This window comes from Kribbella sp. NPDC004536 (assembly GCF_042873835.1).
GTDB lineage: Bacteria > Actinomycetota > Actinomycetes > Propionibacteriales > Kribbellaceae > Kribbella.
On the sequence record NZ_JBIALY010000001.1, the window covers coordinates 2,848,966 to 2,874,779 of the forward strand.

The 25,814-nt window shown below is 68.5% G+C and carries 23 protein-coding genes; 7 read left to right on the forward strand and 16 right to left on the reverse strand.

The window, feature by feature from the left end; translation table 11 throughout:
- Positions 1-2: 2 nt before the first annotated feature.
- From ACFYRU_RS14175 to ACFYRU_RS14220, 10 genes are all read right to left on the reverse strand, one after another.
- Positions 3-2,456, reverse strand: a complete 2,454-nt coding sequence (locus tag ACFYRU_RS14175; RefSeq protein ID WP_387657568.1) for an alpha-mannosidase — start codon at positions 2,454-2,456, stop codon at positions 3-5.
- Entirely contained in the window at positions 2,453-3,046 is a 594-nt protein-coding gene (locus ACFYRU_RS14180; RefSeq protein ID WP_387657571.1) for an SIS domain-containing protein, read from the reverse strand. Before ACFYRU_RS14180 ends, ACFYRU_RS14175 begins: the two co-directional genes overlap by 4 nt.
- Positions 3,043-4,125 (reverse strand): ROK family protein, encoded by a 1,083-nt coding sequence (locus tag ACFYRU_RS14185; RefSeq protein WP_387657572.1) that lies wholly within the window; start codon positions 4,123-4,125, stop codon positions 3,043-3,045. Before ACFYRU_RS14185 ends, ACFYRU_RS14180 begins: the two co-directional genes overlap by 4 nt.
- 2 nt (positions 4,126-4,127) lie before the next feature.
- The gene (locus ACFYRU_RS14190) at positions 4,128-4,958 is read right to left on the reverse strand and encodes a carbohydrate ABC transporter permease (protein WP_387657575.1); all 831 of its coding nucleotides are present in this window, start codon (positions 4,956-4,958) and stop codon (positions 4,128-4,130) included.
- The gene (locus ACFYRU_RS14195) at positions 4,958-5,926 is read right to left on the reverse strand and encodes a carbohydrate ABC transporter permease (protein ID WP_387657578.1); all 969 of its coding nucleotides are present in this window, start codon (positions 5,924-5,926) and stop codon (positions 4,958-4,960) included. The genes ACFYRU_RS14190 and ACFYRU_RS14195 overlap by 1 nt, the downstream gene beginning before the upstream one ends.
- A 1-nt stretch (position 5,927) precedes the next feature.
- Complete coding sequence (locus tag ACFYRU_RS14200) at positions 5,928-7,298, reverse strand: ABC transporter substrate-binding protein (protein ID WP_387657581.1); 1,371 nt, start codon at positions 7,296-7,298, stop codon at positions 5,928-5,930.
- A 129-nt stretch (positions 7,299-7,427) separates the two neighbouring features.
- Positions 7,428-8,474: a LacI family DNA-binding transcriptional regulator gene (locus ACFYRU_RS14205; RefSeq protein WP_387657584.1), complete on the reverse strand. Its 1,047-nt coding sequence runs from the start codon at positions 8,472-8,474 to the stop codon at positions 7,428-7,430.
- A 10-nt stretch (positions 8,475-8,484) separates the two neighbouring features.
- Entirely contained in the window at positions 8,485-10,140 is a 1,656-nt protein-coding gene (locus ACFYRU_RS14210; protein ID WP_387657587.1) for a hypothetical protein, read from the reverse strand.
- A 10-nt stretch (positions 10,141-10,150) separates the two neighbouring features.
- A complete protein-coding gene (locus ACFYRU_RS14215; protein ID WP_387657590.1) occupies positions 10,151-11,881 on the reverse strand; it encodes an MBL fold metallo-hydrolase in 1,731 nt (576 codons plus the stop codon).
- 52 nt (positions 11,882-11,933) lie between these two features.
- Complete coding sequence (locus ACFYRU_RS14220; protein WP_387657593.1) at positions 11,934-12,314, reverse strand: STAS domain-containing protein; 381 nt, start codon at positions 12,312-12,314, stop codon at positions 11,934-11,936.
- Between the two features lie 186 nt (positions 12,315-12,500).
- On the opposite strand from ACFYRU_RS14220, the gene ACFYRU_RS14225 reads away from it, so the two are divergent.
- Entirely contained in the window at positions 12,501-13,238 is a 738-nt protein-coding gene (locus tag ACFYRU_RS14225; protein ID WP_387657595.1) for a DNA alkylation repair protein, read from the forward strand.
- Here ACFYRU_RS14225 and ACFYRU_RS14230 read toward each other — a convergent pair.
- From ACFYRU_RS14230 to ACFYRU_RS14240, 3 genes are read right to left on the reverse strand one after another with little or no spacing between them, the layout of a single operon-like run.
- Positions 13,172-13,990 carry a type II CAAX prenyl endopeptidase Rce1 family protein gene (locus tag ACFYRU_RS14230; RefSeq protein ID WP_387657598.1) on the reverse strand — a complete coding sequence of 273 codons (819 nt, stop codon included), beginning with the start codon at positions 13,988-13,990 and terminating at the stop codon, positions 13,172-13,174. The two genes, ACFYRU_RS14225 and ACFYRU_RS14230, sit on opposite strands and share 67 nt — an antisense overlap.
- Positions 13,991-14,048: 58 nt before the next feature.
- Positions 14,049-15,512, reverse strand: a complete 1,464-nt coding sequence (locus ACFYRU_RS14235) for a DHA2 family efflux MFS transporter permease subunit (protein ID WP_387657601.1) — start codon at positions 15,510-15,512, stop codon at positions 14,049-14,051.
- A gap of 5 nt (positions 15,513-15,517) precedes the next feature.
- Positions 15,518-16,207, reverse strand: coding sequence for a hypothetical protein (locus ACFYRU_RS14240; protein ID WP_387657603.1), 690 nt, complete (start codon positions 16,205-16,207; stop codon positions 15,518-15,520).
- 282 nt (positions 16,208-16,489) lie between these two features.
- Between ACFYRU_RS14240 and ACFYRU_RS14245 the strand changes: the two genes are divergently transcribed.
- The 5 genes from ACFYRU_RS14245 to ACFYRU_RS14265 all read left to right on the forward strand — a co-directional run bounded on the left by ACFYRU_RS14245 (position 16,490) and on the right by ACFYRU_RS14265 (position 20,628).
- Positions 16,490-17,263 (forward strand): DUF4397 domain-containing protein, encoded by a 774-nt coding sequence (locus tag ACFYRU_RS14245; RefSeq protein WP_387657606.1) that lies wholly within the window; start codon positions 16,490-16,492, stop codon positions 17,261-17,263.
- Between the two features lie 8 nt (positions 17,264-17,271).
- A complete protein-coding gene (locus ACFYRU_RS14250; protein ID WP_387657608.1) occupies positions 17,272-17,910 on the forward strand; it encodes a sortase domain-bontaining protein in 639 nt (212 codons plus the stop codon).
- 70 nt (positions 17,911-17,980) lie between these two features.
- Positions 17,981-19,333 (forward strand): S41 family peptidase, encoded by a 1,353-nt coding sequence (locus ACFYRU_RS14255; RefSeq protein WP_387657611.1) that lies wholly within the window; start codon positions 17,981-17,983, stop codon positions 19,331-19,333.
- Between the two features lie 16 nt (positions 19,334-19,349).
- Positions 19,350-19,967 carry an L-threonylcarbamoyladenylate synthase gene (locus tag ACFYRU_RS14260; protein ID WP_387657614.1) on the forward strand — a complete coding sequence of 206 codons (618 nt, stop codon included), beginning with the start codon at positions 19,350-19,352 and terminating at the stop codon, positions 19,965-19,967.
- 13 nt (positions 19,968-19,980) lie between these two features.
- Positions 19,981-20,628 (forward strand): nitroreductase family protein, encoded by a 648-nt coding sequence (locus tag ACFYRU_RS14265; protein ID WP_387657617.1) that lies wholly within the window; start codon positions 19,981-19,983, stop codon positions 20,626-20,628.
- A gap of 4 nt (positions 20,629-20,632) precedes the next feature.
- Here ACFYRU_RS14265 and ACFYRU_RS14270 read toward each other — a convergent pair whose 3' ends face one another.
- Together ACFYRU_RS14270 and ACFYRU_RS14275 are read right to left on the reverse strand one after the other, a co-directional pair.
- Positions 20,633-23,755, reverse strand: coding sequence for a discoidin domain-containing protein (locus ACFYRU_RS14270; protein WP_387657620.1), 3,123 nt, complete (start codon positions 23,753-23,755; stop codon positions 20,633-20,635).
- A gap of 106 nt (positions 23,756-23,861) precedes the next feature.
- The gene (locus ACFYRU_RS14275) at positions 23,862-24,353 is read right to left on the reverse strand and encodes a DNA polymerase ligase N-terminal domain-containing protein (RefSeq protein WP_387657622.1); all 492 of its coding nucleotides are present in this window, start codon (positions 24,351-24,353) and stop codon (positions 23,862-23,864) included.
- Positions 24,354-24,602: 249 nt separating this feature from the next.
- On the opposite strand from ACFYRU_RS14275, the gene ACFYRU_RS14280 reads away from it, so the two are divergent.
- Entirely contained in the window at positions 24,603-24,779 is a 177-nt protein-coding gene (locus ACFYRU_RS14280; protein WP_238332220.1) for a hypothetical protein, read from the forward strand.
- A 68-nt stretch (positions 24,780-24,847) separates the two neighbouring features.
- On the opposite strand, the gene ACFYRU_RS14285 is transcribed toward ACFYRU_RS14280, so the two are convergent.
- Positions 24,848-25,747, reverse strand: a complete 900-nt coding sequence (locus ACFYRU_RS14285) for a TIGR03564 family F420-dependent LLM class oxidoreductase (protein WP_387657625.1) — start codon at positions 25,745-25,747, stop codon at positions 24,848-24,850.
- Between the last annotated feature and the right edge of the window lie 67 nt (positions 25,748-25,814).

Sequence of the window (25,814 nt, forward strand, 5' to 3'; positions counted from 1 at the left end):
GCTCAGCCGATCGGTGGTGGTTGCGTCGGGTCCCACTCGATCAGGTCCAGCTCGGTCGCGTCGGCGCCGGCGTCCGCGGGGAGTCGTAGCGTCTTGATCTCGTACGGACCGAAGCTGGTCTGGACCGATCGGTTCAGGAACGGTACGTCGATCGTGACCTCGGCGGCGGCCCCTGCGATCTCGTACGCGCGCAGGATCGTGGCGCCGTCGTTGTCCTCGGCGCGTTTGACGACCGAGACGACGACTTGGTCGCTGCCCGTCACGCCGAGGTAGGAGCGGCACGGTGGCAGTGGACCGTCGTGGAAGCACTCGATCAACGGGGTAGCCGGCTGGTTGAGCTCGGCGGCGCCGCGGACCACGCCGGCCGCGCGCCAGTCCCCGGCGTGCGGCAGCAGCCGGTACGTGAAGCGCTGGATCCCCTGGTCGAGGTACTCGTACACGCCGTCGTCGTCCAACTGCCGGGGGTCGTGCCACGCGTAGACCGGCGACCGGACGGCCGTCATCGCCAGCACGGATCGGCCGTCGGCCGTGCCGTCGACGGCGAACGAGTACTTGCCGTCGTTCAGTACTGCGACGCCGCCGCCGTTGCCGGAGACGTCGACCCAGGCGTGCGACGGCACTTCCTCGCGGTTCTGCTCGCGGACCAACGACCCGTACGGAATCTCGTGCGTCGCCACCGCGTCCGCGACGGCGAACGGGAAGCACAACTTGAGCGCCTTCAGCCGCTCACGCCAGTCCACCGTCACCCGGATCTCGAGCGCGGCCGACTCTGCATCGAGGACGAACTCCTCGACGAGCCGGGACTCGCCGTACGACGACTCGACCCGGATCAGCTGGCGCACCGGGCCGTCCGCGAGCCGCCGCACGCGTTGGACCGCGAAGACACCGCTGGTCTTCCACAGCGACCGGACTCCGTGGCTCCACGTGTCGGTGTCGTCGTCGATCACCTGGGCGTGCGGCACGCCGGCGGCCAGCAGATTCGGGCCGTCACCGGCCGCGAGCGTCTTCAGCCAGCCCGTCCGCCGGTCGAGCTCCGCCCGCACCACGCCGTTGTCCAGCGTGAGCCGATCGTCGGCGGCGGCGCCGAGGTAGTACGACGAGTCGCCGGGGCGCATCGTGAACAGCTGATATCCGAGCGCGGGAACGCATGCGCGGAAGGCGATCCGGCGGCGCCCGTTCGCGGTCGCCGCGGACCGGACCTCCTGGACGTCGAGCACCGGCCCGTCGAGGCCTTCGCGGAGCTCGATCGCGCCCCGCAACGGAGCCGGGTACCCGAGCTCGAGCTCCACGGTTGTGGCCACCGGCCACGCGTGCGGGTTGAATACGACGACGGGCACCATCGCCGACTCGGCCGGGATGTCGATCTGCCGCGCGATCGACTGGATCGAACGGTTCGCCAGCCGCGCGGCGATCGACTTCGCCTCGCCGAGCTGGTCGCGCGCGTCGTCGTACGCCGGCTCGATCGCAGTGCCCGCGGCGATATCGTGGAACTGGTTGAACAGCACCTGCTTCCAGGCGTGCCCGAGCTCGCGGGTCGCATCCGGCATGCCGCTGACCGCCGAGGCGACGGTGGACCACTTCTCGGCCGCCAGCAGCGCCTGCTCGGCCAACCGGTTCTGCCGTTTCACGCCGGAGTGCGCCGCGTAGCAACCGATGGCGTGCGGTTGCAGCTCGGTCGGGTGCACCGCCAGATCGTCGAAGCCGCGTGCCTCGTCGAAGAACCGGCGCATGGTCGACGGGAACAGGTCCGGATAGAGGTCACGCTCGGCGAGCTGCTTGATCGACTCGATGTTCTCGATCGTCGGGCCACCGCCGTGGTTGCCGACGCCGTAGCACACCATCAGCGGTTCGGTTGTCACCGGCAACTGTTGGAGCGCCTTCGTGACATGCCCGGAGATCTCGCCGCCAGGTGAGCAGTACTCGTGCGGGATCCGGTATGCGAGCACCCGCGAGCCGTCCGCCGACTCCCACCAGAACTTCTGGCCGGGCAGCTCCAGTTCGTGGGCCTGCGGGCGCAGGAACGCGTACGAGTCGAGCCGCGCCTTGCTGAGCAGCTGCGGCAGGTTGGCGTTGTGACCGAACGGGTCGACGTTGCACCCGACCGTCGCGATCACGCCGAGGTGCTCGGCCAGCCAGCGCTGCGAGTACAGCGCGTGCCGGGCGAACGCCTCGCCGCCCGGGAGATTGCAGTCCGGTTCCACCCACCAGCCGCCGACGATCTCGAACCGGCCCTCGGCGACCCGCTTGCGGATCCGCTCGAACAGTCCGGGATCGTGCTCCGCGATCCAGCTGAAGTACGCGACGGAGTCGGCCGTGAAGACGTAGTCCGGATACTCGTCCATGCGATCCAGCGCGGAGCGGAACGTCGCGCGCACCTCCTGGTACCCCTCCTGCCATTGCCAGAGCCACACCGCGTCGATGTGTGCGTTGCCGATCATGTGCAGCGGGCCTCTCATGACGGCTCCTCGAGCTCGGACGCCCAGCGGTCGACCAGCTCGCTGACCAGGTGCAGGGCGAGGACGTGCATCTCCTGGATCCGGGCGGTCTCCTCGGCCGGTACGACGACCGCCAGGTCGGCCTGCGCCGCGAGGTCCTCGCCGCGGACCGAGGTGAACGCCACGGAGCAGGCTCCGTTGGCCCGCGCGGCCGCGAGGCCTCGCACCACGCTCGGCGAGGTCCCGGACGTGCTGAATCCGACGACCATGTCGTCCGGCCGGACGAGAGCGGTGACCTGCCGGGCGAAGACGTCGTCGTACGCGTAGTCGTTCGCGATGCAGCTGACGACCGCGGCATCTCCGATCAGCGCAACGGCGGGCAGCGGTCGGCGTTCTCGCAGGTAGCGGCCGATCAGCTCGCCGGCCAGGTGCTGCGCGTCCGCCGCTGAGCCGCCGTTGCCGAGGGTATAGAGCACTCCGCCGGCGGCAAGCCGCCGGATGAGCTCGTCGGCCACGCCCTGGATCTCCGGTAGTTGGGCGCGCATTGCCGCGGCAACCTCTGAGTGCCGGTCCAGTTGTCCGTCGAGCAGGCCCTGCAGTCGGGTGCTCATGATTCCCCCAGGCGTTCGTAAGCGATGGCGGCTGCGCCGAGCACCCCGACCGCATCACCGTGCCGGCTCAGCGCGACGTCGCACGCCCGCGCGGCCGGTGGCATCGCCTGCCGCAGCGCGGCCTCGCGTACCGGGTCGAGCAGTTGTGCGCCGGCTCGGGTGACACCGCCGCCGAGGACGACGAGTTCGGGTTCGCAGACGTTGATCAGTACGGCGACCATCCGTCCGAGCATGGCCGTGGTCTCGTCCCAGACCGCGCGTGCGACCGGATCGCCCGCACGTGCTTGCTCCGCGACGTCCTTCGCGGTGGGCTGCAGACCGGCGAGGGGCGAGTCCGTTCCGGCGGCCGCTTCGGCGGCGCGGCGGGCGATCGACGTGCCGGAGACGTACGCCTCCGCGCAGCCGCGGGCGCCGCAGCCGCACTGGCGACCCTGCCAGTCGATCACCACGTGCCCCAGCTCGCCACCCTGCCGGGCGGCACCGTGGAACAGCTTGCCGGAGGTGACGATGCCGCCGCCGAAGCCGGTCGAGACGGTCAGGTAGACCAGGTTCTCGACACCCCAGCCGCCCCATCGGTATTCACCGAGTGCCGCCGCGGTTGCGTCGTTCTCGACGTACGTCGGGAGGCCGAACCGCTCCGCCACCAGCCGGCCGAGCGGCACCGCGTCCCAGCCGGGCAGCCCCGGCGGCCCGAGGATCACCCCGGTCGACGGCTCGAGCGGCCCCCCACACCCGACCCCAACCGCAGCAAGCGCGCCGGCACCCGCGACCGCCCCCGCGCTCGTGAGCGGCCCCGCACTCGCAAGCGGCCCCGCGCCCGTGATCGGACCCGCGGCCGCGGGTGGACCCGGGGCTCGGCGGGTGACGGTGTTGCCGGGGAGGGTGGCGAGGGGTATGCCGGCTTCGGTTGCTGCTTGTTCGCCGAGGTCGAGCAGGCGTTTGACGACCGCTGTCGGTCCTTCGTCGACCGTGGTCTCGACCTGGCAGTAGGACTGCACGGTGCCGTCGCGGGCGACGACACCGGCGGCGAGCTTGGTGCCACCGACGTCGAGAGCGAGGACGGGCTGTTGCTGGGTCACACTCAACCTTTCTGCGCGGTCGTGGCCACGCCGTCCAGGATGTACCGCTGGCCGAAGGCGAACAGCACGATCATCGGCAACACGGCGAGCACACTCGCCGCGATGGCGATCTCCCACTCGTAGTGGCCCGAGAGGGCGAAGGAGTCGATGATCTGCTTCAGGCCGCGCGGCATCGTGAAGTAGTCCGGGGTCTGCAGGTAGATCAGTGGTTTCAGCAGGTCCGACCAGCTCGCCTTGAACTCGAAGACGAACACGATCACCAGGGCCGGCTTGCACAGCGGGAACGCGATCCGCCGGAACAGCCCGAAGTAGCTACAGCCGTCGACCCTGGCCGCTTCGAACAGCTCGCGCGGGATGCCGAGGAAGAACTGCCTGAGCAGGAACACGTAGAACGCGGAGCCGAACAGGTTCTGTGCCCAGAGCGGGATCTGGGTGTCGATCATGCCCAGCTTGTTCCAGATCAGGTAGACCGGGATCATCGTCACCGCGCCGGGCAGCATCATCGTCGACAACAGGATGCCGAAGGCGACGTTCCGCCCGCGGAAGCGGAAGTACGCGAACCCGAACGCGACCAGCGCACTCGACAGCGTCACGGTCGCGGCCGCCATGAAGCCGACCGTCAGCGAGTTCAGCAGCCAGCGCAGCACCGGTGCGGCGTCCCAGACCTGGACGTAGTTCGACGGCTGGAAGATCGCCGGGATCAGCCGGTTGTCGAACACCTGTGACCGCGGCTTCAGCGACGCGGACACCAGCCACACCAGTGGATACACGAAGGCCACCGTCGCCAAGGCGAGGAACACGAAGAACGGAAGACGTTTCCAGGCGATGGTCATCAGCGGTCCCCGTGGTAGTACACGTACCGGTTGCCGATCCGGACCTGAACGAACGTGATCAGCATGATGATCACGAACAACAGCCAGGCCATCGCCGAGGCGAAGCCCATCTTGAAGAACTGGAAGGCGTTCTGGAACAGGTAGACCATGTACACCAGGGACTCGTCCGAAGCGGTCGCCTTCTGCTGCGGACCGTAGAACATCGTGTACGCCTGGTCGAACATCTGCATCGCCGCGATGGTGTGCGTGATCACCGTGAAGAACAGCGCTCCGGAGATCATCGGCACGGTGATCCGGAAGAACCGGGTCACCGGACCGGCGCCGTCCAGCTCGGCAGCCTCGTAGAGCTGTTTGGGCACGCCGTTCAGCGCGGCCAGGTAGATGATGACGGTGCCGCCGACGGTCCACAGGCTGACGATCGCGAGCGACGGTTTCAGCCAGTTCGGATCGGCGGTCCAGTTCGGTCCGTTGATGCCGAACCAGCCGAGAACCTTGTTGATCAGTCCTTGCTGGCCGTTGAGCAGCAGCAGGAACATCGCGCCCGCAGCGACCGCGGGCGTCATCTCCGGCAGGTAGAACGCCGTACGGAAGAAGCCGCCGGCCTTACCTACCCGCTGCAGCATCATGGCCAGTGCCAGCGCGAAGATCGTGCCGAGCGGAACGAACATCGCGGCATAGACGAACGTGTTGCTGAGCGACTTGAGCACCCGTGGGTCGTCGAACAGTTCGCGGTAGTTGTCCAGCCCGACCGCGTGCGGTGCCTGGATCATCTGGTAGTCGGTGAACGACAGCACGAGGCTGGCGATCATCGGTCCCGCGGTGAAGATCAGGAATCCGATCACCCAGGGCGAGACGAACAGCCAGCCGGCCCGGTCCTCGCGCTTCGCCAGCGGGCTGCGTTTCGGTCGCCGGCGAGGCGCGGTCGGTGTCTGCTCGCGCTTCGCCGAACGCTCGACAGTCGTGGTCATGTCAGCCCTGGCTGGCCTTGTCGAAGGCGGCCTTGGCCTCGCTCTGTGCCTGGTCGAGAGCGGCCTGCGGGGTGGCGGAGCCGGCCAGCGCCTTGGCCACTGCGCTCTTCCAGGCGGCGTCGATCTCGGCGCCGGCCGGTGACGGGTTCAGCGCCTTCGCCGTGTCGAGGACGTCGTAGTAGTTCTTGATCGCGGCGTCGAAACCGGCGTCACCGGTGGGCTTCAGGTACTCCGCCTTGATCTTGTCGTCGGCCACCTTGTTACCGGTGAACAGACCGGTGAAGAACGTCTTGTCCTTGGCAACGGTCTGCATCCGGGCCTCGGCCGCCTTCTGCCAGGTCTCCACCGAGGTCATGGTCTTCGCCCACTGGCAGGCGGCGTTCGGGTTCTTCGCACCCTTCGGGACCACCCAGGCCGAGCCGCCGGCGGTGCTGATCGGTTGTCCCTGCCGGTCGGTGAACGGCGTCGACTGCAGCTTCAACCCGTTCGCGCGGGCGTCGAGGAGAACGTTCACGTACCAGTTCTCGATCGGGAACGCGGCCAACTGGTCCTTGGTGAACTGGTTCTTCGCGCCGAAGATGTCGAACGTGTCGCGGAAGGTCTTGAAGTTCGACCAGCCGCCCTGGTCGTCGATCAGCTTGATCGTGTACTGCAGTGCTTCGACGGCCTTCGGGTCGTTGAGGTTCGGCTCGCCGCCGGGCTTGACCAGCTCGGTACCGTTCGCCATCGCCCAGAGCGGGAAGAAGTCGGGCATCTTCGGGTCGTACCCGATCCGGGACGGACGGCCGTTCTTCGCCTTGTAGAGCTTCTTCGCGGTCGCCTCGAGCTTGTCCCAGTCGGTGGTCTGGATGTCGGCGACCGACACACCGGCCGACTTCAGCGCGGTCTCGCTGACCAGGTTCGCCGAGACGGTGGAGAACTCCGGGATGCCGTAGGTCTTGTCCTTCAGCCGGACCTGGTTCATCGCGGCTTCCCGGTATTGTGTGGTATCGATTCCAGAATTCTTGATGCAGTCGTCCAGGGGCTGGATCGCGCCCTTCGCGGCATAGGTGCCGATCAGGTTGCGGTCCATGTACACCACGTCGGGCGGGTTGCCGCTCGACACCGCGGTGAGGAACTGCTGGGCGTCGAAGTCGCCCTTGTTGTTCTGCACGGTGACACCGGGGAAGGCGGTCTTGAACGCGGTGACCCGCGACTGCGCGACCTCGTCGTCGCCGCCGAAACCCATGATTTTCAGGGTTCCGGTCGGGGTCGAGCCGGCCGAGCTCTGATCGCTGCTCCCGCCGCCGGCATCCTTCTTCCCGACGCCGGCGCAGGCGGTCAGGGCCAGCGCACCGGCCACGAGCACCACGGGAAGGCGCAGGTGCTTCATTGGTTGCTCCTCACGTCGACAGGGGACGAGCGGCGGAATGTGGTATCGATGCCACATTTCCGGATTGCAGGAACCGTAAGGGCCCGACGGACACGTCGTCAAGACGTCGGCGAGCCGCCTGTGGACAACTCAGCGCGGCGCGGGACCGGTCGATCCGCGGACGATCAGCCGGGCCGGCACCTTGACCAGGCGGCGGCGCGCCGGGAGTTCGCCACGGATCCGGGCGAGCAGCAGGCGGGCGCAGCTGCGGCCCATCTCGACGGTGCTCTGGTCGACCGTGGTCAGCGCCGGCTGGACCAGCGACATCCACGGCACGTCGTCGTACGCCGCCAGGCTGATCTGCCGCGGGATCTTGATCCTGCGGTCCTTCAGCTCGGCCAATGCGCCCTGTGCGAGCACGTTGTTCGCCGAGATGACGGCCGTGACCTCGTGGTCGTTCAGCAGCTTCCGGGTCGTCCGCCGCGCCGCGTCCGCGTCGAAGCTGGTGTAGGCGATCAGGTTCTCGTCGATCTCGAGACCGTTCGCGGCGTGCGCGGCCCGGAAGCCGGCCAGCCGCCCGGCGCCGGTCGACCACTTCGTCTCGTCGATGAGCATCCCGATCCGGGTGTGGCCGAGCGCGATCAGGTGCTCGGTGAGCGCCTCCGAACCGCTCTTGTTGTCGCTCAGGACGAGGTCGCTGTTCGACCGTCCGAGCTCCCGGTCCGCGCAGACCACGTGCACGCCGTTGTCCTGCAGCACCTGCGGGCACTTCGCGGTCACCGGCGTCACGATCACGCCGGGCACCCGCATCGCCAGCAGCGTCTCGGCGGCCTGCATCTCCTCCGCGGGGTCGCCGTTGTCGTTGACCAGCACCATCTGGTACTCCGCCGCGCGGAGCTCCTCCTCGATGCCGGCCGCGAGGTCCGCGTAGAACGGGTTCCGCAAGTCCGAGATCAAGACGCCGATCGACGTCGAGGTACGGCTGCGGAGGTTGCGCGCGTTGTGGTCTGTGACGTACCCGATCCGCTCGGCCGCCGCGCGGACCTTGGCCCGTACGGCGGGCGACGCGTAGCCGCGGGTGTGCAGCGCCCGTGACACCGTCGACGGAGACACCCCGGCTTCCCGTGCGACGTCCTGCACGGTCGGACGGCGCACCGGCTGTGACACCGCACGCGCGGCCTGCCCCCGGGGACTCATGGCCCGCAGTCTAAATCCTCAGTCCCGCCCTGTACCGGCTCCACGTGTCGTTGACAGCGTCGAAGTCATCAGAGCGGAAGTCGTAGCGGTCGGTGTCCGTGCCGTCCACGTAGTACAGCGCAGGCACTCCCAGCGAGTCCTGAATCTCCAGGTAGCCACGCCACTCCGCGTGTGTCGGCATCATCCACCCGTCGGTGTCCACGCCCAGCTCGGGCAGTACGGAACGAACCACACCGGCCCGGTAGCGCATGTGACGAGCCACATATCCCGGCTCGGCCGAGTGGTCGTGCAGTACGTCGTTCAGCCGGATCATGTCCGTCACGTCGAGGAATGCCGGGTTCGGAGTGTGGGTGACCACCAGGGCGTCCGGCTTGACCCGCTTCGCGGTGTCGTGGACCAGGCGGAGTTGCTCGTGCAGCAAGGCCGTACCCCAGCGAGGTCCCGCGTGCTGCAACGACGAACCGGACGGTGTCCGCGCGGTGAAGTCGATCTTGAACCCATCGGCGTCCAGGCCGTCAGCGGACAGCATGTACGTGACAGCGTCGGTGATGAGATTGATGCAGTCCGGCGCCTCCGCGTCGAGCCCGACCGGCGCGCCGGTCGGATCAGTCACGCAGGCAGAGACCGGGGCGCCCTCTTCGTCCCACGCCTTCCACCACAGCAGCACGCGCTGTCCGGCAGCGTGCCGTCCGGCGATCCAGCCCTTCAGATCGCTCCACTTCGACGGGTCGGGCCGGCAGGTCGCATACGACGCCTGCCACTTGTCGTCGATCACCACGGTCTCCGGCACGATCCCGTGCTCGGCCAGTGTCGTCAGGAACGAGTCGTAGTTCGCCTGCGTCGCCAGTGTTTGCGGCGGCTGATCAGTCCGGACCCCCAGCGCGCACTGAGCACCCCAGCCGCAGAAGATCGTTCCAGACCACCACGGCGGCCGTTCCGCAGCACGCGTTGGCACGACGCCCGCAGCGTCCAGCAAGGCGCGATGCTCCACCAGCACGTCCTCCGGTGAGCTACCACCGAGGTGTACGACGAGCCGCGGTGTCGTGAAGGTCCCGTCCACCGCAGTCTGGCCCTCGTAGTCGAGCTGCAGACTGAACCCAGCAGTCACCGGCTGATAGTGGTAGCTGGTGAAGTTCTGCTCCGCGACCGGGGCAACCAGGCTGAAGCCCATCCATTCCGCGGCGCCTGCCGTCGCCGCGAAGCACCACGGTGCTGGTGTGAACAACCAGCGCTCGATCCCGGGTTCGCCACCTTCGCCGCACACGCTGATCGTGGCCGGCTCGACCGCCTCCCGGAGGACCCGCGTCGGATGGTCCGGATTGGGCGAGTAAACCTCCCGCAGCCCCGACCCGCTCGGCAGGAACCCGCGAGGAGTACGCCGACCGCCCAGCAGATGTACGTCCGTCAGCCGGCCGTGACCGGTCACCGTCGTCTGCGTCTCGATCCGGTCCGGCAGGAACCGCGTCGTCGTCACCCTGCTCTCCCAGACCGAACTGCGGGCGGTCACCCGCCACACGCCGTCACTCACCGACTCGACTTCCAGCGACGAGCTCTCGTCGAGCCCACCGATCGTGTCGAGCGAGGCGAACAACCGCAGCCGAAACAGCTCCCTCCCGTTCCGGCTGACGGTGGCGAACGCTTTCTCGACGTCCACGGTGTAGTCCACAGGGTTCCTCTCAGGAAAGGTGTACGTCGACCAGCGCCTCGGCCAGCTGGCCGAGGTAGATCCCGTCCCGTGTGATCCCGGCCGCGATCCGCGCCCGGCGTACCGGCTGATCCACCCGCGGGACCACCACGAACTCGGAAGCGTCGACGCGCCGGCACTCCCACCCCGGCGGCACCACGAGGTCGGCCGGCACGCTGACTCGCACGCTGAACGGCCGCCCGTTCACCGCGTCGACCCGGTACGGCGAGATGCGCACGGCGCCCGTGAACACCGGGTCAGACGGGGGCAGCAACGCCCGGTGCGCGCGGGCGACCTCGTCTCCCAGCCGCGTCAACTCGTCCAGGTATGACGGTGTCACGGCCCGCGGGTCCCAGTGCCCGGAGATCATCAGCTCGGGCTGCAGCCGCTGGTAGAGCGCGGCCGACGCCACGTAGTCCTCGGCCGCGAAGGCGTTCGCGTACTGGAAGTTCGGGATCTCCGCGACGCCATCGGGTGACCAGCTCCCGGTCTGCTGATCGCCGGTCGCCAGCACTCGCCGGCCGTCCGCCTCGAACTCGATGGCCGAGGCGTAGAGCGTGTGACCAGGCAACGCGTGCATCGACAGCTCGTACTCACGCCAGCGGATCGCGGCGCCGTTCGCAACGTGCTGCGCGCACGGGATCGGCTCGTACCAGAGGCAGGGCAGGTCGTAGTGCGCCGGGTTCTCGAGGACGTGCGCGACCGGAGCGGACGCCCATACCTCGGTGCCGTGCACCTCGCGCATCAGGTTGAAGGCGGCAACATGGTCGTCGTGGTAGTGCGTCGGTATCGCGACCTCGACGCGCTCGATGCCGTAGTCCCGCTGCAGTGCGCGCAGGCTCGGCAGCCACGGCCGGACGACGTGTCGCGGTCCGCCGGTGGGGATGCTGGTCGTCAAGTCGTAGCCGTAGTCGATCAGTAGCGCCGTACCGGAGTCGCTCAGCAGCGCGTAGCTGCGGGACTCACTGGTCCGGTTCATCAGCAGGTGCGGGCTGAGTTCGACGTACGGATCCTCGAGCTTGGCCGGTAAACCGCTCGGTGTCCCGAGTCGTACGGTGACGAGGTCCTGCAGCGCCGCACACGTGGCTGTCACGGCGGCCAGTGGGTCGTCCATGCGGGTGCCGTGACTCGGCAACAAAGCCCGTGGCTGGTGGTCGAGCAGCTGGAGCAGAGAGGCCATCGTCATCGCGGCGCCCTCCATGCCGACGTACGACCACTGCAGCGCGGCGGCCGACCACACCTTCCCCGGACTGTGGATGAGGTCGCCCGTGAACGCGTAGCCATCGATCAGGTAGCTGACGCTGCCGGGCGTATGGCCGGGAGTCGGCAATGTCCGTACCGACAGGTGCCCGATCTCAGACGTGCTGTAGTCCTTCATGACACCCGTGACCGGCGCCGACGACAGCAACGAGAACCGATCCGTGTGCAGATCGTAGTCGTTCGCCAGGTTTCGTCGCTGCCAGTGATGGTCGGCGTCCGCGATCAGCTCGACCTCGTTCTCCGGCACCCAGACTCGTGTCCCCGTGGCCGCCAGTAACGGCAGTCCCTCGACCTGGTCGCGGTGGTGATGGGTGACGAGTACGTCGGTCACCACGTCCACGCCGTACGACGCCAGCCGCTCGAGCCAGCGCCCGCTGCCGGCGTCGATCGCGACGGCGGACCGGGTCGCCGGGTCGGCCAGCAGGTACACCAGGCAGGTGTCCTCGATGGTGTGCACGATCACGGCAGCACCCTAAGCGCACACCTGGAATCGATTCCACCCCGGCCCGGCCGGGTCAGCGATCGGCGAGCGCCTCCGCGACCGTGCCGTAGATCCGGAACTGGCCGCCGAGGCCGGTGACGGTGAGCGGGCGGTCCACCGGGCGGCCGACGCCGACCAGTGCGAGGGTGATGTTGTGCCGGCCGGCCAGGTTGCGGGCCTCGACCAGGTTGCCGAGGCCGGCCGAGCTGCAGAACGTGACCGCGGAGACGTCGATCAGCACCAGCCGGGCCGGCGGCGCGACCGCCGCCCGGATCGCCTCGGCGGCGAACTCGGTGCTGGCGATGTCGATCTCACCCGACATCCGGACCAGCAGCACGCCAGGTTCGAGCTCGTCGGTGACGGCGTCGAAGGTGGTCTTGATCATGCCGTCCCGCGGCTCGGGAATGCTGGTCACGGGCGGGTCTCCCCCGGGGTAGCGCCACGAACGCGGGTCCTGGCGGAAATGGAACTGCCCTGCCCACACACCGTATGCCTGATCGCGCAGGCGTCACAACGGTTGCGTCGACGATGACCCCGGAGCGTGACCTCCGGCGGTGTAAGCGCTGTCAGAGTCAAGCAAACCGATGATAGACAAGGCGGTATGAGCACGAAGCAACTGCTCGCCGACGTCGACGCGGCCGCCGACCCGGCGACGGCCGGGATCCTCGCGCGGTACTTCAAGCTCGGGCCGGGTGAGTACGGTCACGGCGATCGGATGATCGGCGTGAAGCTCTCGACGATCCGCGGCATCCTCAAGCCGTACCTGCGCGCGGGCCTGCCGCTCGACGAGCTCGAGCAGGCGCTGACCAGCCCGATCCACGAGCATCGCCTGACGATCCTGTGTCTGCTGGCCGATCGTGCGACCCAAGCGCTCAAGCCCCGTACGGCGGACCCGGCCGAGCTGCGGGCGCTGTACGAGATCTACCTGCGCGGTACGGCGTACATCAACAACTGGGATCTCGTCGACTGCAGCGCCCCGCAGGTCGTCGGCGGATACCTGCTCGACAAGCCCCGCGACCCGCTGTACGAACTCGTCCGCTCGACGTCGCTGTGGGAACGGCGGATCGCGCTGGTTGCCACGCAGTACCTGATCAACCGCGGGCAGACCGCCGACACGTACAAGCTGTCCGTCGAGGTACTCGGCGACCGCGAGGACCTGATCCACAAGGCGTCTGGCTGGATGCTCCGCGAGGCCGGCAAGCGCGTCGACGAGGCCGAGCTGCGCGTGTTCCTCGACGAGTACGCAGGCCGGATGCCGCGGACCATGCTCCGCTACGCCATCGAGCGCCTCGACCCGGACAGCCGCGCCCGGTACCTCGCCGTACCGAGGATCCGGTAGGCAATTGCCGCGAGCAACAGGTAGCCGGGGATCAGCAGCAGTACGTCGGGACTCGCCAGGTCGGCCGACCAGCCGGTGTCCCGGGTCGCGCCGTCGATGGTGAGCCGGTTCACGGTGAGGAACGTCAGGTGCGTACCGATGCTCGTCCACAACGACCCGGTCGCCTGCCGGGCCGCGATCAAGGTGAAACCGAACAGTGTCAGCAGGATCGGGTACGTCACCGGGTCCTGGCCGGCCGGCACCAGGCTCAGCTCGGTCGACGACGGTCTCAGGATCAGTTGAACCAGCGACGACAACCCCGGCACGACGAGGAAGAGCAACGTCGTACCGATGGCCGCGATCGCCCCGCGGTAGCGCGAACGCAGTGCCGTCCAGGTGTGACCGCGCAGGCTGATCTCCTCGGGGAACGCCTCGAGCAGAGTCGCGATCACCGCGTTGGTGATCAGGAACACGAGCAGGTCACCCAGGTGGAGGCGGCCCCAGGAGATCCACCCGGCAAGGGTTCCGGCTCCCAGCACGAGGACCGCGCTGCCGCCGGTCACCACCACCCCGGTGACGAAGCCGCGCAGTGCGTCCACCAGCCCGAGCTCTGTCCGGCGCCGGTACGGGCGGATCAGCAGCACCGCGACAAGTGCACACACTGCCGCCGGGACGTACCGATTGCCGACCAGGTCCGAGACCGCCCCCGCGCAGCCGAGTGCGACTCCCATCGCGACGGCGCCGAACGCCGCCCGCAGCCACACCCTGGGCATCGAGCTGTTCTGTTTTAGCACGACCGTATCTTAAAACCGCTGGGAACAAGTCGACAAATCAGTTCTTGCTGTCTGCGTACGGCGGCGCCTCGAGCGCGCAGTGCGGGTGGTGGTGCACCTCGCGTGGCTGTCCAGGCGTGCCGAGCGTGAACCAGGCGATCGCGGCGCCGGCCGCGGCCAGCACCGCGGAGATGATCAGCGCGTTGCCGAAGCCGTTGTGGAAGGCAACGGGGTTGCGGTAGGAGTCGCCGGTGATGCCGGCCGCCATCGGGATCGCCGCGACCGCCATCAGCTGCGCCGACCGGGCGACCGCGTTGTTCACACCGGACGCGATTCCGGCGTGGTGGTCCTCGACCGAGGACAGCACGGTCGCGGTCAGCGGCGCCACCGTCGCGACCAGGCCGAGCCCGAGGAGTACGACGGCCGGCAGCACGGTGGCGACGTAGCTCGAGCCGGCGTCGATCCGCAGCATCAGCAGGAAGCCGCCGGCCATCAGTACCGGGCCGACCGTCATCGGGATCCGCGCGCCGATCCGGTCCGCCAGCCCGCCGGCGTACCCGGACAACGTGAACATCAGCAGCGTCATCGGCAGCAGGGACGCGCCCGCCCAGAGTGCCGAGTAGTGCAGCGCCGTCTGCAGGTAGACCACGACGAGGAACGTCGCCGTACCGAGTGCGCCGTACACCACGACCGTGACCAGGTTCGCGCCGGTGAAGCGGCGGTTGGCGAAGATGTTCAGCGGCAGCATCGGGTGCGAGCTGCGCCGTTCGGCCTCGACGAACCCGGCGAAGGCGAGGACGCCGATCGCCAGGCTGGTCAGGATCATCGGATCGGTGAAGCCGTGGTCGCCGGCACTGATCAGGCCGTACGTGAGCCCGGCCAGGCCGATCGTCGCGAGGATCGCGCCGGTGAAGTCGAGCTTGCCGCCGGCCTCCTCGTCGCGGGTCTCCGGCACATGCCGCAGGGTGACGAGGACCGTGACGAGCGCGATCGGTGCGTTGAGGAGGAAGATCAGCTGCCAGTACCCGCTGTCGACGAGCGTGCCGCCGACGAACGGACCGACGGCTGCCGCGACCGAGGTCAGGCCGGACCAGGTGCCGACCGCCTTGCCGCGGTCGGAGTGCTGGAACGTCGTCTGCAGGATCGCCAGGCTGCCCGGCGTCAGCAGCGCACCGCCGATGCCCTGCAACACCCGGCCCGCGATCATCACCGAGAGGTTCGGCGCGAACGCACAGACGACCGACGCGACCGCGAACCAGATCACCCCGACCACGAACGTACGCCGCCGGCCGAGCCGGTCGCCGAGCGAGCCGCTGAGCAGCACCAGTGAGGCGAGCATCAGCATGTAGCCGTTCACGATCCACTGCAGACCGGCCATGTCCGCATTGAGGTCCTGGCCCATCACGGGCAGCGCGACGTTGACGACCGTCCCGTCCAGGAACGCCATCCCCGACCCCAGTGCCGTCGCCGCCAGGACCCACCGTCCGCGGGCGGTGCCCAGCGCGATCCGTTCATCACTCATAGGGGTCAGCGTGGCAGATCGAGCTGCAGTACCACGAGGGCCTTGGCGGCCGGGATGCCCGACTGGATCGTCAGGTGCGGCGGATCGCCCACAGCGCAGCGCGTTTCGCTCAGCAACGGGCAGACCGCGTTCAGCAGCCCGGACGTGACGGTGATGTCGGTCGGCAGCGAGCCGTCGGTGTTCGCGGTCAATGGCCGGATCGCCGCGCCGGCGCGGTTCGTCTCCGACGGCGACGCGAACACCGTGGAGCCGGACAGCCGGTACGTCAGCTGCAGCTTCGATGCCGCGACGGTCAACGGGATCAGGTCGGCGCCCGGCACGGTGGTGGTCTGCAGTGGCACGGGCTGGTCGTCGGCGACGACCTTCAGGTTCGTCACCCGCGGCCTGGTCGGCGACATCATCCCCGGCAGTTGGTCGCCGGACGAGGGCAGTTGCAGCTGCAGCATGTTCGTCGACTGCGGCAGCAGCACGTTCTCGGTGATGTCGAACGAGCCGTCCCGGTGCGGTACGACGGTCAGGTCCACGCCGGGCTTGGTCTGCCCGCTCGTACTGGTCTCCGGCGCCGGCGTCGACGGCCGCTCGGTGCCGAGCCCCGGGCTCGGCGCGGTCGGTCCGGCGGAGCCGGAACAGGCCACGGTCGCGCTGTACCCCAGCACCAGCGCGACCGTGGCCAGATATCGGGCCCGCTTCTGCACCCCCGATGTCACCCCCAGCAGACGGACCTGGGCCGCCTGATTTACAAGACTTCCGCGTACCCCTGGCGGCCGGGTCGAACAGGTGTTTAGGATACGCCCGAATTCATGGGGACGGGCAATTCTCGCAGTATTTTCCGGTACGCGAAGAGGGGGAGACAAATGCGGAGACGGAGTGTGTCCGGGCAATCTCGGGCGGTGCACGGCAATGTTTCGAGAATTCACGGTTCGGTAATTCGAAGAGTGCTTCCGTTGTTACTCGCGGCAGTGGTCGCGGCAGCTCCGGTGGCACTCCCGGCACCCGCCGAGGCAGCTGCCGGCGCCAACCTGTACTTCGTCCAGGGGCTGCCCGGGAAGACCTTGGACATCAGCGTGGACGGGCGTCAGGTCGCAACCGGAGTGACCGGTGGCAAGCTGGTCGGGCCGTTCGCGGTAGCAGCCGGGAAGCGGATGGTCACCGCCAAGCAGGGCAGTACGGTGGTGATCCAGCGCGAGGTCACGGCCGGTGCCGGTGCCAGTCTGGACGTGGTCATTCACCAGCCGGTGTCGCCGACCGGCGCGCCATTGCTGACGACGTACCCGAACAAACTCGCCGCGGTGCCGAAGGACAAGGCCGGATTGCGGGTCGCCCATGACGCCGCGGTAGGTCCGGCTGACATTCGGGTGAACGGAAAGGTACTTTTCCAGAACGTCGCGAACGGGGAATCACTCGACGTGGTCGTCCCGGCCGCGACGTACAAGGTGGAGATCGTGCCGACCGGCGCGACCTCGCCGGTCGTACTCGGGCCGCTCGACCTGCCGGTCAAGGCCGGCTACCTGACCCGGGTGTTCGCGATCGGTGCGCCGAGCCAGAAGACGATGACGGTCGCGCTCGGCACGATCAAGGTGCCGGCGACCGGGTCGGACAAGCCGCACGTGGTGAACACCGGAACCGGTGGACAGGCGGCAGGGCTCAACCAGGTGCAGAGCCCTGCCGGTCAGTCCGGACTGTGGGTCCTGGCGTTCGTCGCGCTGCTCGGGATCGCGGTGCTGACCGGCCGGAAGGTGGTCCGTCGCTGAAGCGGAGCTTGCTGGGTACGGCGCTGTGCTGCCTCGCCCTGGCCGGGTGCTCGGCCGGGGTGGGCAGCGCTGCGCCCGCGCCCACGACCACGTTCGGCTTCGAGACCGCTGGTACGCCGCCGGTCCCGCAGCCGAGTACGTCGCTGTCCGCGCCGCCGGGCCGGATCGGTACGCCGGCGCCGAGCCAGCGGATCCGGTTCGTGCCGGAGCAGGTGGTGCTGCCCGGCGGCGCGAGCGCATCGGTGCTCACGGCAACTACTGTCGACGGCCTGCTCCAGGTCCCCGCGAAGGCGCAGAACGTCGGCTGGTGGGACGGCGGCGCCGAGGCCGGTGACCCGTACGGCTCGGTCGTGCTGGCCGGCCACGTCGACACCAAGACCGAAGGTCTCGGGTTCTTCGCCCGGTTGCTCGGCGTACGACGCGGTGAGGTCGTCGTACTGCGCGGCTCCGGACACGTGGCGTCGTACCGGGTCACGTCGATCGAATCGGTCCGCAAGGACGCCCTCGCCACGAAGAGCGGCGCCTTCGACCAGACGGTCGACCATCGGCTCGTACTGATCACCTGCACCGGCGCCTACGACGCATCTCGCGGCGGCTACGAGGACAACCTGGTGGTGACCGCGCTGCCGATCGGTCTGGCGAAGTAGTGCTAGCTCCACCCCTGGATGGGGTGGTTGCCCGCTGGTCGCGGTATCCGGCCGCGAGCAGGCTGACTTCATGAGATCGAGAACCCCCGCCCGAAGTTCACTGATCGCTATCGGAGTCGCCGCCGGGCTGGTCGCGGCGCCGTTGTCGGTTTCGTCGGCAGCGACTGCGGCGTCGGCGCGCGACGGCATCTGGCAGCTGGACGGGTACGGCACGATCGTTGCTGTCGACAACAACAAGGCGAGGCTCTACGACACCACCAGCATCAGCTGTACGCCGGAGGCTGCGGAGTACAGCTGGGCCGGAGACAGCTTCACCGCGGACGGCGAGCAGTCGTTCACGTTCACCACCCGCCGGGATCGCGCCGCGATGCGGCTCGAGGGCGATGTCGGTACCAAGCATCTGCGCCGGTTGGCGAAGCTCCCGGCGCAGTGCTCGAAGCCGGGGGCAACCGGTCCGCTGGCCGATTTCGACCAGTTCTGGACCACGTTCGCGGAGAACTACCCGTTCTTCGCGGCCAAAGGCATCGACTGGGACGCGGTCCGGGCGAAGTACCGCCCACAGGTGACGTCGGAGGCGGGCCTCTACGACATCCTGACCGCGATGATCCGGCCGCTGGGTGACGCCCATACCGGCATCCGTACGCCGGATCAGGTCTTCGTCGGCGTCCGGCCGGGGACGACGTTTCCAAGTCTGGAGATGGAGAAGACGGTCATCCGTCCGTACATCGAGCACACAGCGCTGAAGGGCGTCCACTACACGTCGTACGCCAACGACCTGATCGGGTACGCCGAGTTGCCCGGCCGGATCGGGTACCTACGGGTGATCGGCTTCCTCGGGTACGGCGACACCCCGCACTACCCGGCCGAACGGGCTGTGCTCGACCGGACGCTGGACACGATCCTGGCGACCCGGCCGCGGAAGCTGATCCTCGACCTGCGCCTGAACGGCGGCGGGTCGGACCAACTCGGTCTCGACCTGGCGGGCCGGCTGACCGCCCACCCGTACTTCGCCTACGCCAAACGGAACCGCAACGATCCCGCCGACCCGACCGCGTTCACCGCGCCACAGGCGGCGTACGTCGTGCCGTCGCGGCGATCCCGGTTCACCGGGCCGATGGTGCTCCTGACCGGCGGCTCGCAGGTCAGCGCGGGCGAGACCTTCACGATGGCGATGATGAACCGAACCCCGCGGCCGATCCGGGTCGGCGAGAACACCCAGGGCGTCTTCTCCGACACGATGGACCGAACCCTGCCGAACGGCTGGAAGTACATCCTGCCCAACGAGGAGTACCTGACCGCGCGCGGGACGACGTACGACGGCGCCGGGATCCCGCCGGACATCCGCCGCCCGGTGTTCACACCGGCCGAGCTGTCAGGCAGCCGGGACTCGGCCTTCAGCACGGCGCTCACGCTGCTGAAATAGCCTAAGCTCGGCGGTCATGGCCAGGTATTTCGATATCCATCCGGAGAACCCTCAGCGGCGGTCGATCGGGCAGGTGGTGGAGCTGCTGCGCGCGGACGGGTTGATCGCGTACCCGACCGACTCGTGCTACGCACTCGGTTGCCAGCTGGGGAACCGGGACGGGATCGACCGGATGCGGACGATCCGGCAGCTCGACGACCGGCACCACTTCACGCTGGTGTGCGAGAACTTCGCGCAGCTCGGGCAGTTCGTACACATCAGCAACGCGGTGTTCCGGTCGATCAAGGCAGCCACGCCGGGCAGCTACACGTTCATCCTGCCGGCCACCAAGGAGGTCCCGCGGCGGCTGCTGCACCCGAAGAAGAAGACGGTCGGTGTGCGCATCCCGGACCACGTGGTCACGCAGGCGCTGGTCGCCGAGCTGGGCGAGCCGCTCGTCTCCAGCACGCTGCTGCTTCCCGGTCACGAGGAACCGATGACGCAGGGCTGGGAGATCAAGGAAGAACTCGACAACCAGATCGACGCCGTCATCGAAGGTGAGGTCGGCATCGAACCCACCACGGTCGTCGACTTCTCCGACGACGTCGCCGAGGTGGTCCGCGTCGGCGCCGGCGACCCGGCTCCCTTCGAGTGAGAGCATCGACCACGTGACCTACACACTCGACCTGAATCCCGACGAGCTGCTGACCACGACTCGTACGGTCCGCAAGCGGCTCGACCTCGAGCGGTCGGTGCCGCTCGAGGTGGTCAAGGAGTGCATCGAGATTGCGCTGCAGGCGCCGTCGGGGAGCAATCGCCAGACGTGGCACTGGGTGGTGATCACAGACGCCGACAAGCGTGCCGCGGTTGGTGAGTACTACCGGCGGGCTGTGGAGCAGTACTTGGCCGGTCCTGGTGCCGCCGGGAAGCTCCACGCGGAGGACCCGGAGCGAGGGCCCGTGCAGCGCCGGGTCGGGGACAGTGTGGCCTACCTGGGTGAGCGGATGGGGCAGGTGCCGGTGCTGGTCATCCCTTGCCTCCAGGCGAAGACACTGCCCGCCGGGAACCAGTCCGGTCTCTGGGGGTCGATCCTGCCGTCAGCCTGGAGCTACATGCTTGCAGCGCGGGCCCGCGGTCTCGGTACGGCTTGGACGACGCTGCACCTGACGTACGAGCAGGAGGTCCAAGAGCTGCTCGGTCTCCCAGAGGACATCCGGCAGACCGTGCTGATCCCGACCGCGTACTCGATCGGGACCAGCTTCAAGCCCGCGCCGCGTCAGCCGTTGGACGACGTCCTGCACATCAACGGCTGGTGAGCCGTCACCGCACCTCCAGCTCCGCGAACTGCATCCGGTAGCCGCCTTCTCCGTCCGGCCGCAGCTGGGTCCCACGCACGTGCACGTACCGCGCCAAGACGGCGGGGAAGGTGTGCGTCACGGGAGCCGCACCCGGCTGTGGCGCACCGCTGACCGTGGCCGCAGTCGTCCAGGTGACTCCGTCCAGCGACGTCTCGACCGTGTAGTCGATCGGGAAACCCTGCCCGGTACTCGCGCCGTCCGACCGCCCGTACAGCTCCACCCGGCTGATCAGACTCGGCCCACCGAGGTCGACCCGGACCGACTGCGCCGACCCGGCCGGTACGGACTCGCTCGTCCAGCCCATCGTGTTCCACAGCCGCGACTGCCGCGCGCCGTCGGTCAGGTTCGACCGCAGCCAGCCTTCGTTCGGGTACTCCGAGGACGTCGACGAGCTCACCGCCCGGCCGGCCGCGAGGTTCCCGCCCGCGACCTCCACCTCGGCGAACTGCATCCGCGTCGCCCCGAACGGATCCGGACTCAACCGCGAACCGGTCACCCGCACGTACCGTACGTCCCGCGCCGCGAACGGCACCGTCTGGACGCCGCTCGGCCGCGCCTGGTCCTTCCGGTCCGCGACCGTCGTCCACGCGGACCCGTCCGCCGACACCGCGACCGTGTAGTCGACCGGGAACCCGGCGCCGACGTTGCCGCTGTCGGTCCGCGGGTACAGGTCGACCCGGCCGATCGACCGGACCGCTCCCAGATCCAGGTTGAAGGTTGCGCTCGGACCGACGTCGCTCGTCCATCCCATCGACGACGCGTCCGACGTACGCCGGCCGTCGACCGCGGCGCCGGCGCTCCAGCCGTCCCGGTCGTACGTCGACGACACGGTGACCGCGGCACCCTCGGCCGGGTTCACGTCCGGGTTGATCCGTACGTTGTCGAAGGCAACGTTCACGCCGCCGCTGGCGAGCCCGAATCCGCCCGCCGTGAAGGACGGATCGGTCACCGACAGCACCTGCGTGGTCCCGACATACACCGTGATCCTGGATCCGCGCGCAACCACCCGCAGCCGGTTGAACTGACCCTTCACATACGGCGCGGCAGCGGAGGCGATGGTCTTGCCGCTGCGGTACACGAACACCTCGCCATTGTTGCGCTGGGCAACGAGGTACCCGGTGTCGAAGTCGGTCGGGTTCTGGCTGCGGATCACCAGGCCGGCCCAGTTCGTGTCGCCGCCATTCGTGTTCACGCCGCGGATCTGCAGGTCGACGGAGGCCGCCACGTTCCCGTACGCCCGCGCCTCCAGGCCGGCCACGTAGTTCCACTGGGACGTGTCGGTCTGGGTGAGTGCGCCGCCGGAGACGGACCAGGTGCCGCCCTTCGGCTGCCACGACTGCGAGCCGTTCGCGAAGTCGTCGGCGTACGGATAGACCTGGTCCGGGCCGCCCGCGGCGAGTGCGTCGAGGACCTGGCGGTGCACGGTGTCCGAGGCGACGCCGGACTTGTCCGCGGTGAACGAGTTCGTCAGCAACGAGTTGGCGAGCGCTTTCGCCAGTACGGGCTTGGTCGCGGCGAGCTGCGTGAACAGCTCGTAGTCCTCGATCCCGTCGAGCTGCGCCTCGCTGCGGATGCTGTCGTAGATGTCGTACGCGGCTTTGTTCGGTCGGACCAGGTACGCGTCGCCGGTCTGGGCGCCGTCGAACGTGTCGATCGGTGTCTCGTTACCGCCGTACCAGTAGTTCCAGCCCCAGTGCAGGTAGCCGACAGCGCCGATCTTCCAGGCGAGCAGCGGGGTGAGGCGGGTGCTGGCGAGGTACGACATGATGAAGCGATTCAGGTACGTGCCGCGTGGGACGGTGCAGTTGTAGAGCCAGAGCTCCTTGCCGTTCAGTTTGTCGTTCTGGAAGTAGCCCGCGTTGTTCTCGTAGAGGTCCAGCAGTGGGGTGTTCGCGGTGACGTTCGTCGGCGGGTTCATGATCGAGAGCTGGGCCTCGTTCAGCCGTGGGTTCGGGAAGTGCCGGCGGTAGATGTCGTAGAACCAGTTGGCGGCGTCCCGGTCCGCGGCGACGGTCGTCTCGTCGTTCGCGCTCATGTAGAAGACGTCGGTCAGCCCGAGCTGGTCGAGGTGCTGCTTGAGGGCGCCGAACAGCTTGTCCAGGTACGCCGTCGCCACGGGAGTGCCTGTCGGCACGGGGACCATCTGGGTGGATCCGTCGGCCGCGCGTTGCAGCATCTCGAGCTGCGGGCCGTGACCGGAGCCGCTTGCGTTCATCAGGTGCGGGGTGTGGATCCACTGCAGCGCGCCCGCGTCCTGGTAGATCTTGATGAAGCGGTCGAACGACTGCCAGCCGAACGAGTAGTTGCCCGCAGCATCGATCGTGGTGTTCGGGATCAGCAGCGCCTGGAAGTCCGCGAACACCACGTTGTTCCGGTGCTTCGCGTGGTCGCGGGCCATCGCGGTGATCACCCGCCACCAGTTCTCGTCGTACATCTGTACGCCGTACTGCAGGGGGATCGCCCTGATCGTGCCGGTGTAGTCCCAGCCCGCCGACGTCGTCCAGTTGTTCATCCGGAACGTCGACTGATTGGTCGGTGGGATCGTCGACGGATAGACCGTGACGCGTACCGGTACGACGGTGTTCCCGGCGCTGCTCTGCACGGTCGCGGAGCCTGTGTAGACGCCGGGCGTCGCGCCGGTCGGGACGTGGACGCTGTAGTGGTACGGCTGGGTGACGTTGGCGTTCAGCGTCCGCGGCGTGTTCTCGACGAGCGCGTCGTAGTACGCCGAACCAGTGCCCTGGATCTCGACGTTGGATCCGATCGGTACGACGTCCGGGTGCAGGTACTCGCGGCGCACCGTGATGTCGGTCAGCGTCGCGCCGCCGGGACCGGTGAGCGGGGTGGTCGTGATCGAGACGTTCTGGACGGCAGCCGCCGGGCGGATCGCGACCTGGGCGGCCTCGGTCTCGTTGCGGGCGGCGTACAGGTCGATCGTCGTCGGTGCGCCGGCCGGGCGGGCGTCGTACGGGAAGAGCCGGTCGGACGCGTTGTGGGTCCAGACCGTGGGTGGTGCGGCGCGGGCCGGCAGCGGGAGCAGGGCGGCCAGGAGCACGCCGGACAGTAGGGCGGCGGGAGTGCGCATTGTTGTCCTCCGGGGCGGTGAGGTGGGCACAACTACGCACGAGTGTCGGAAGCGGGTCGCGGACGGTCAAGCCGTGGAACGTGAAACCGGATGGCCGGATGTGGACTCAGGTGGCGGCCATCTCCTCGATGGTCAGACCACTCAGCACGGAACGCGGCTCGGCCACGGTCAGGTCGAGGGCCGGATCGGCGTCCGCGTCCTTCACCTTGACCAGCAGCCAGTCGCCGTTCGTCCGGGTGAATGCCCAGGCGCCGTTCAGCTTGACGCCGTGCAGTTGCACCTTCAAGTGTCCGCGCTCGATCGCCTCCGCCGGGTCGACGAGCTGGCGCCGGTCGTCGCGGGTGAGGTTCGTGTAGACGCCCGCGTCCCAGACGATCACCGCACCGCTGCCGTACTGCGCGTCCCGGTGCACGCCCTCGTACGACGCGTACTCGAGATCATGGTCCGTGGTGAACACCGCGAGCCGCTTCACGATCGGATCCAGCGACGGCCCGCGCGGCACCGCCCACGACTTCAGCACCCCGTCCACCTCCAGCCGTACGTCGTAGTGCAAGCGCCTGGCATCGTGCAGTTGCACTACGAAGATGGGCCTGGTCATGGGGCCTCCCGTTCTGGACTGAGGAGCGGAGGGAGCGAAGCGACCGGAGCGACGAGGGAAGAACGGGAGTTACAGCCCCATGACCCGCCGCGACGGAGTCGCGGCATCAGTGCAGACATGAGGCTCCGTACGATTTCGAGTTACCGCTAACGGTCGGTCATTGTGCGGTTGTAGGCTTGCGTCTGGTTGGGAAACCAGCCCCTCAAACCTTCCTCCTCCATCATCCGCCCCTGTCCCGAAGCAGGTGCCATGCCCGTAGCCCCTTCCCCGGCGCGGCCGATCGCGGTGCAGATCCTGATCGGTGGTCGCTGGATCGCCGGCCAGGAACTCGGCCGCCGGACCGGGACGGCCGGGACCGACGAGGTTCTCGTCAGTCACCACGGTCATCTCGTCTGGGTCGACCACAGCTCGGTCCGTTCCTCCTAGCCTGAAAGCCCTTTCCTTAAAGGGGTTTCAGCAAACTGCTTTCGCAACCAGGTTGCCGATCTCCCGCTCTACACGTAGTCGAGCGCGAACGCGATCGTCCGTTCGACCTCCGCGCCGGTACCGACCGGGCAGAACATGAACTCCGTCGTACCGGCGTCCTTGTACTGCTGGAGCTGCCTCGCCACGGCGTCCTCGTCACCGACGACCGCTGTGTCCTCGGGGCCGGCGTTGCCGCCGCGATCAAGGACGGCGCGGTACGACGGCATCGAACCGGCGACGCCGTAGTGGTCCCGGATCCAGGCGCGGGTCGCGTCCGGGTCGTCGGTGACCGCGACGCAGGTACCCGCGACCACCTGTGGTGTAGGGCGGCCGGCAGCGGCTGCGGCCCGGTCGATCGTCGGGCGGATGAAGCCTTCGATCACGTTCGGGGTCGCCCAGCTCGTCGTCGTACCGGCGGTGAGTTCGCCGGCGGTCTTCAGCATCCGCGGACCGAGCGCGGCGAGGACGAGCTCGGGCGCCTCGGTGCCGGGGATGGTGACCTGGCCGCGGGCGGTCACACGTTCACCCGCGTACTCGGTCGGCGCACCGGTGAGCAGCGGGCCGAGCGCCTCGACGTACTCGCGGACGTACGCGGCCGGGCGCTCCATCGACAGGCCGAGCATGCCCTCGACCATGTGCGGGTGGCTCGAGCCGACGCCGAGCGTCAGCCGGTTGCCGGTCAGCGCCTGCACGCTGAGCGCCTGCGCCGCCAGCGCGAGCGGGTGCCGCGGGTACACCGGCACGACACCGACGGCGTACCCGATCGTCGTCGTGTACGGCGCGACACCGGCGATCAGCGTCAGCGCGTCCCAGCCGAGCCGCTGGCTGAACCAGATCCGGTCGATGCCGGCGTCCTCGGCGGCCTTCGCGGCGGCGCCGATCTCGTCGATGGTCTTGCCTTCTTCGTCGATCCACAGTCCGATCCTCATGTCCACCAGTCAACGGGCGACCGGGCCGCCGACCCAGACGCAGTTACGCTGGGCAGCGATAAGGAAT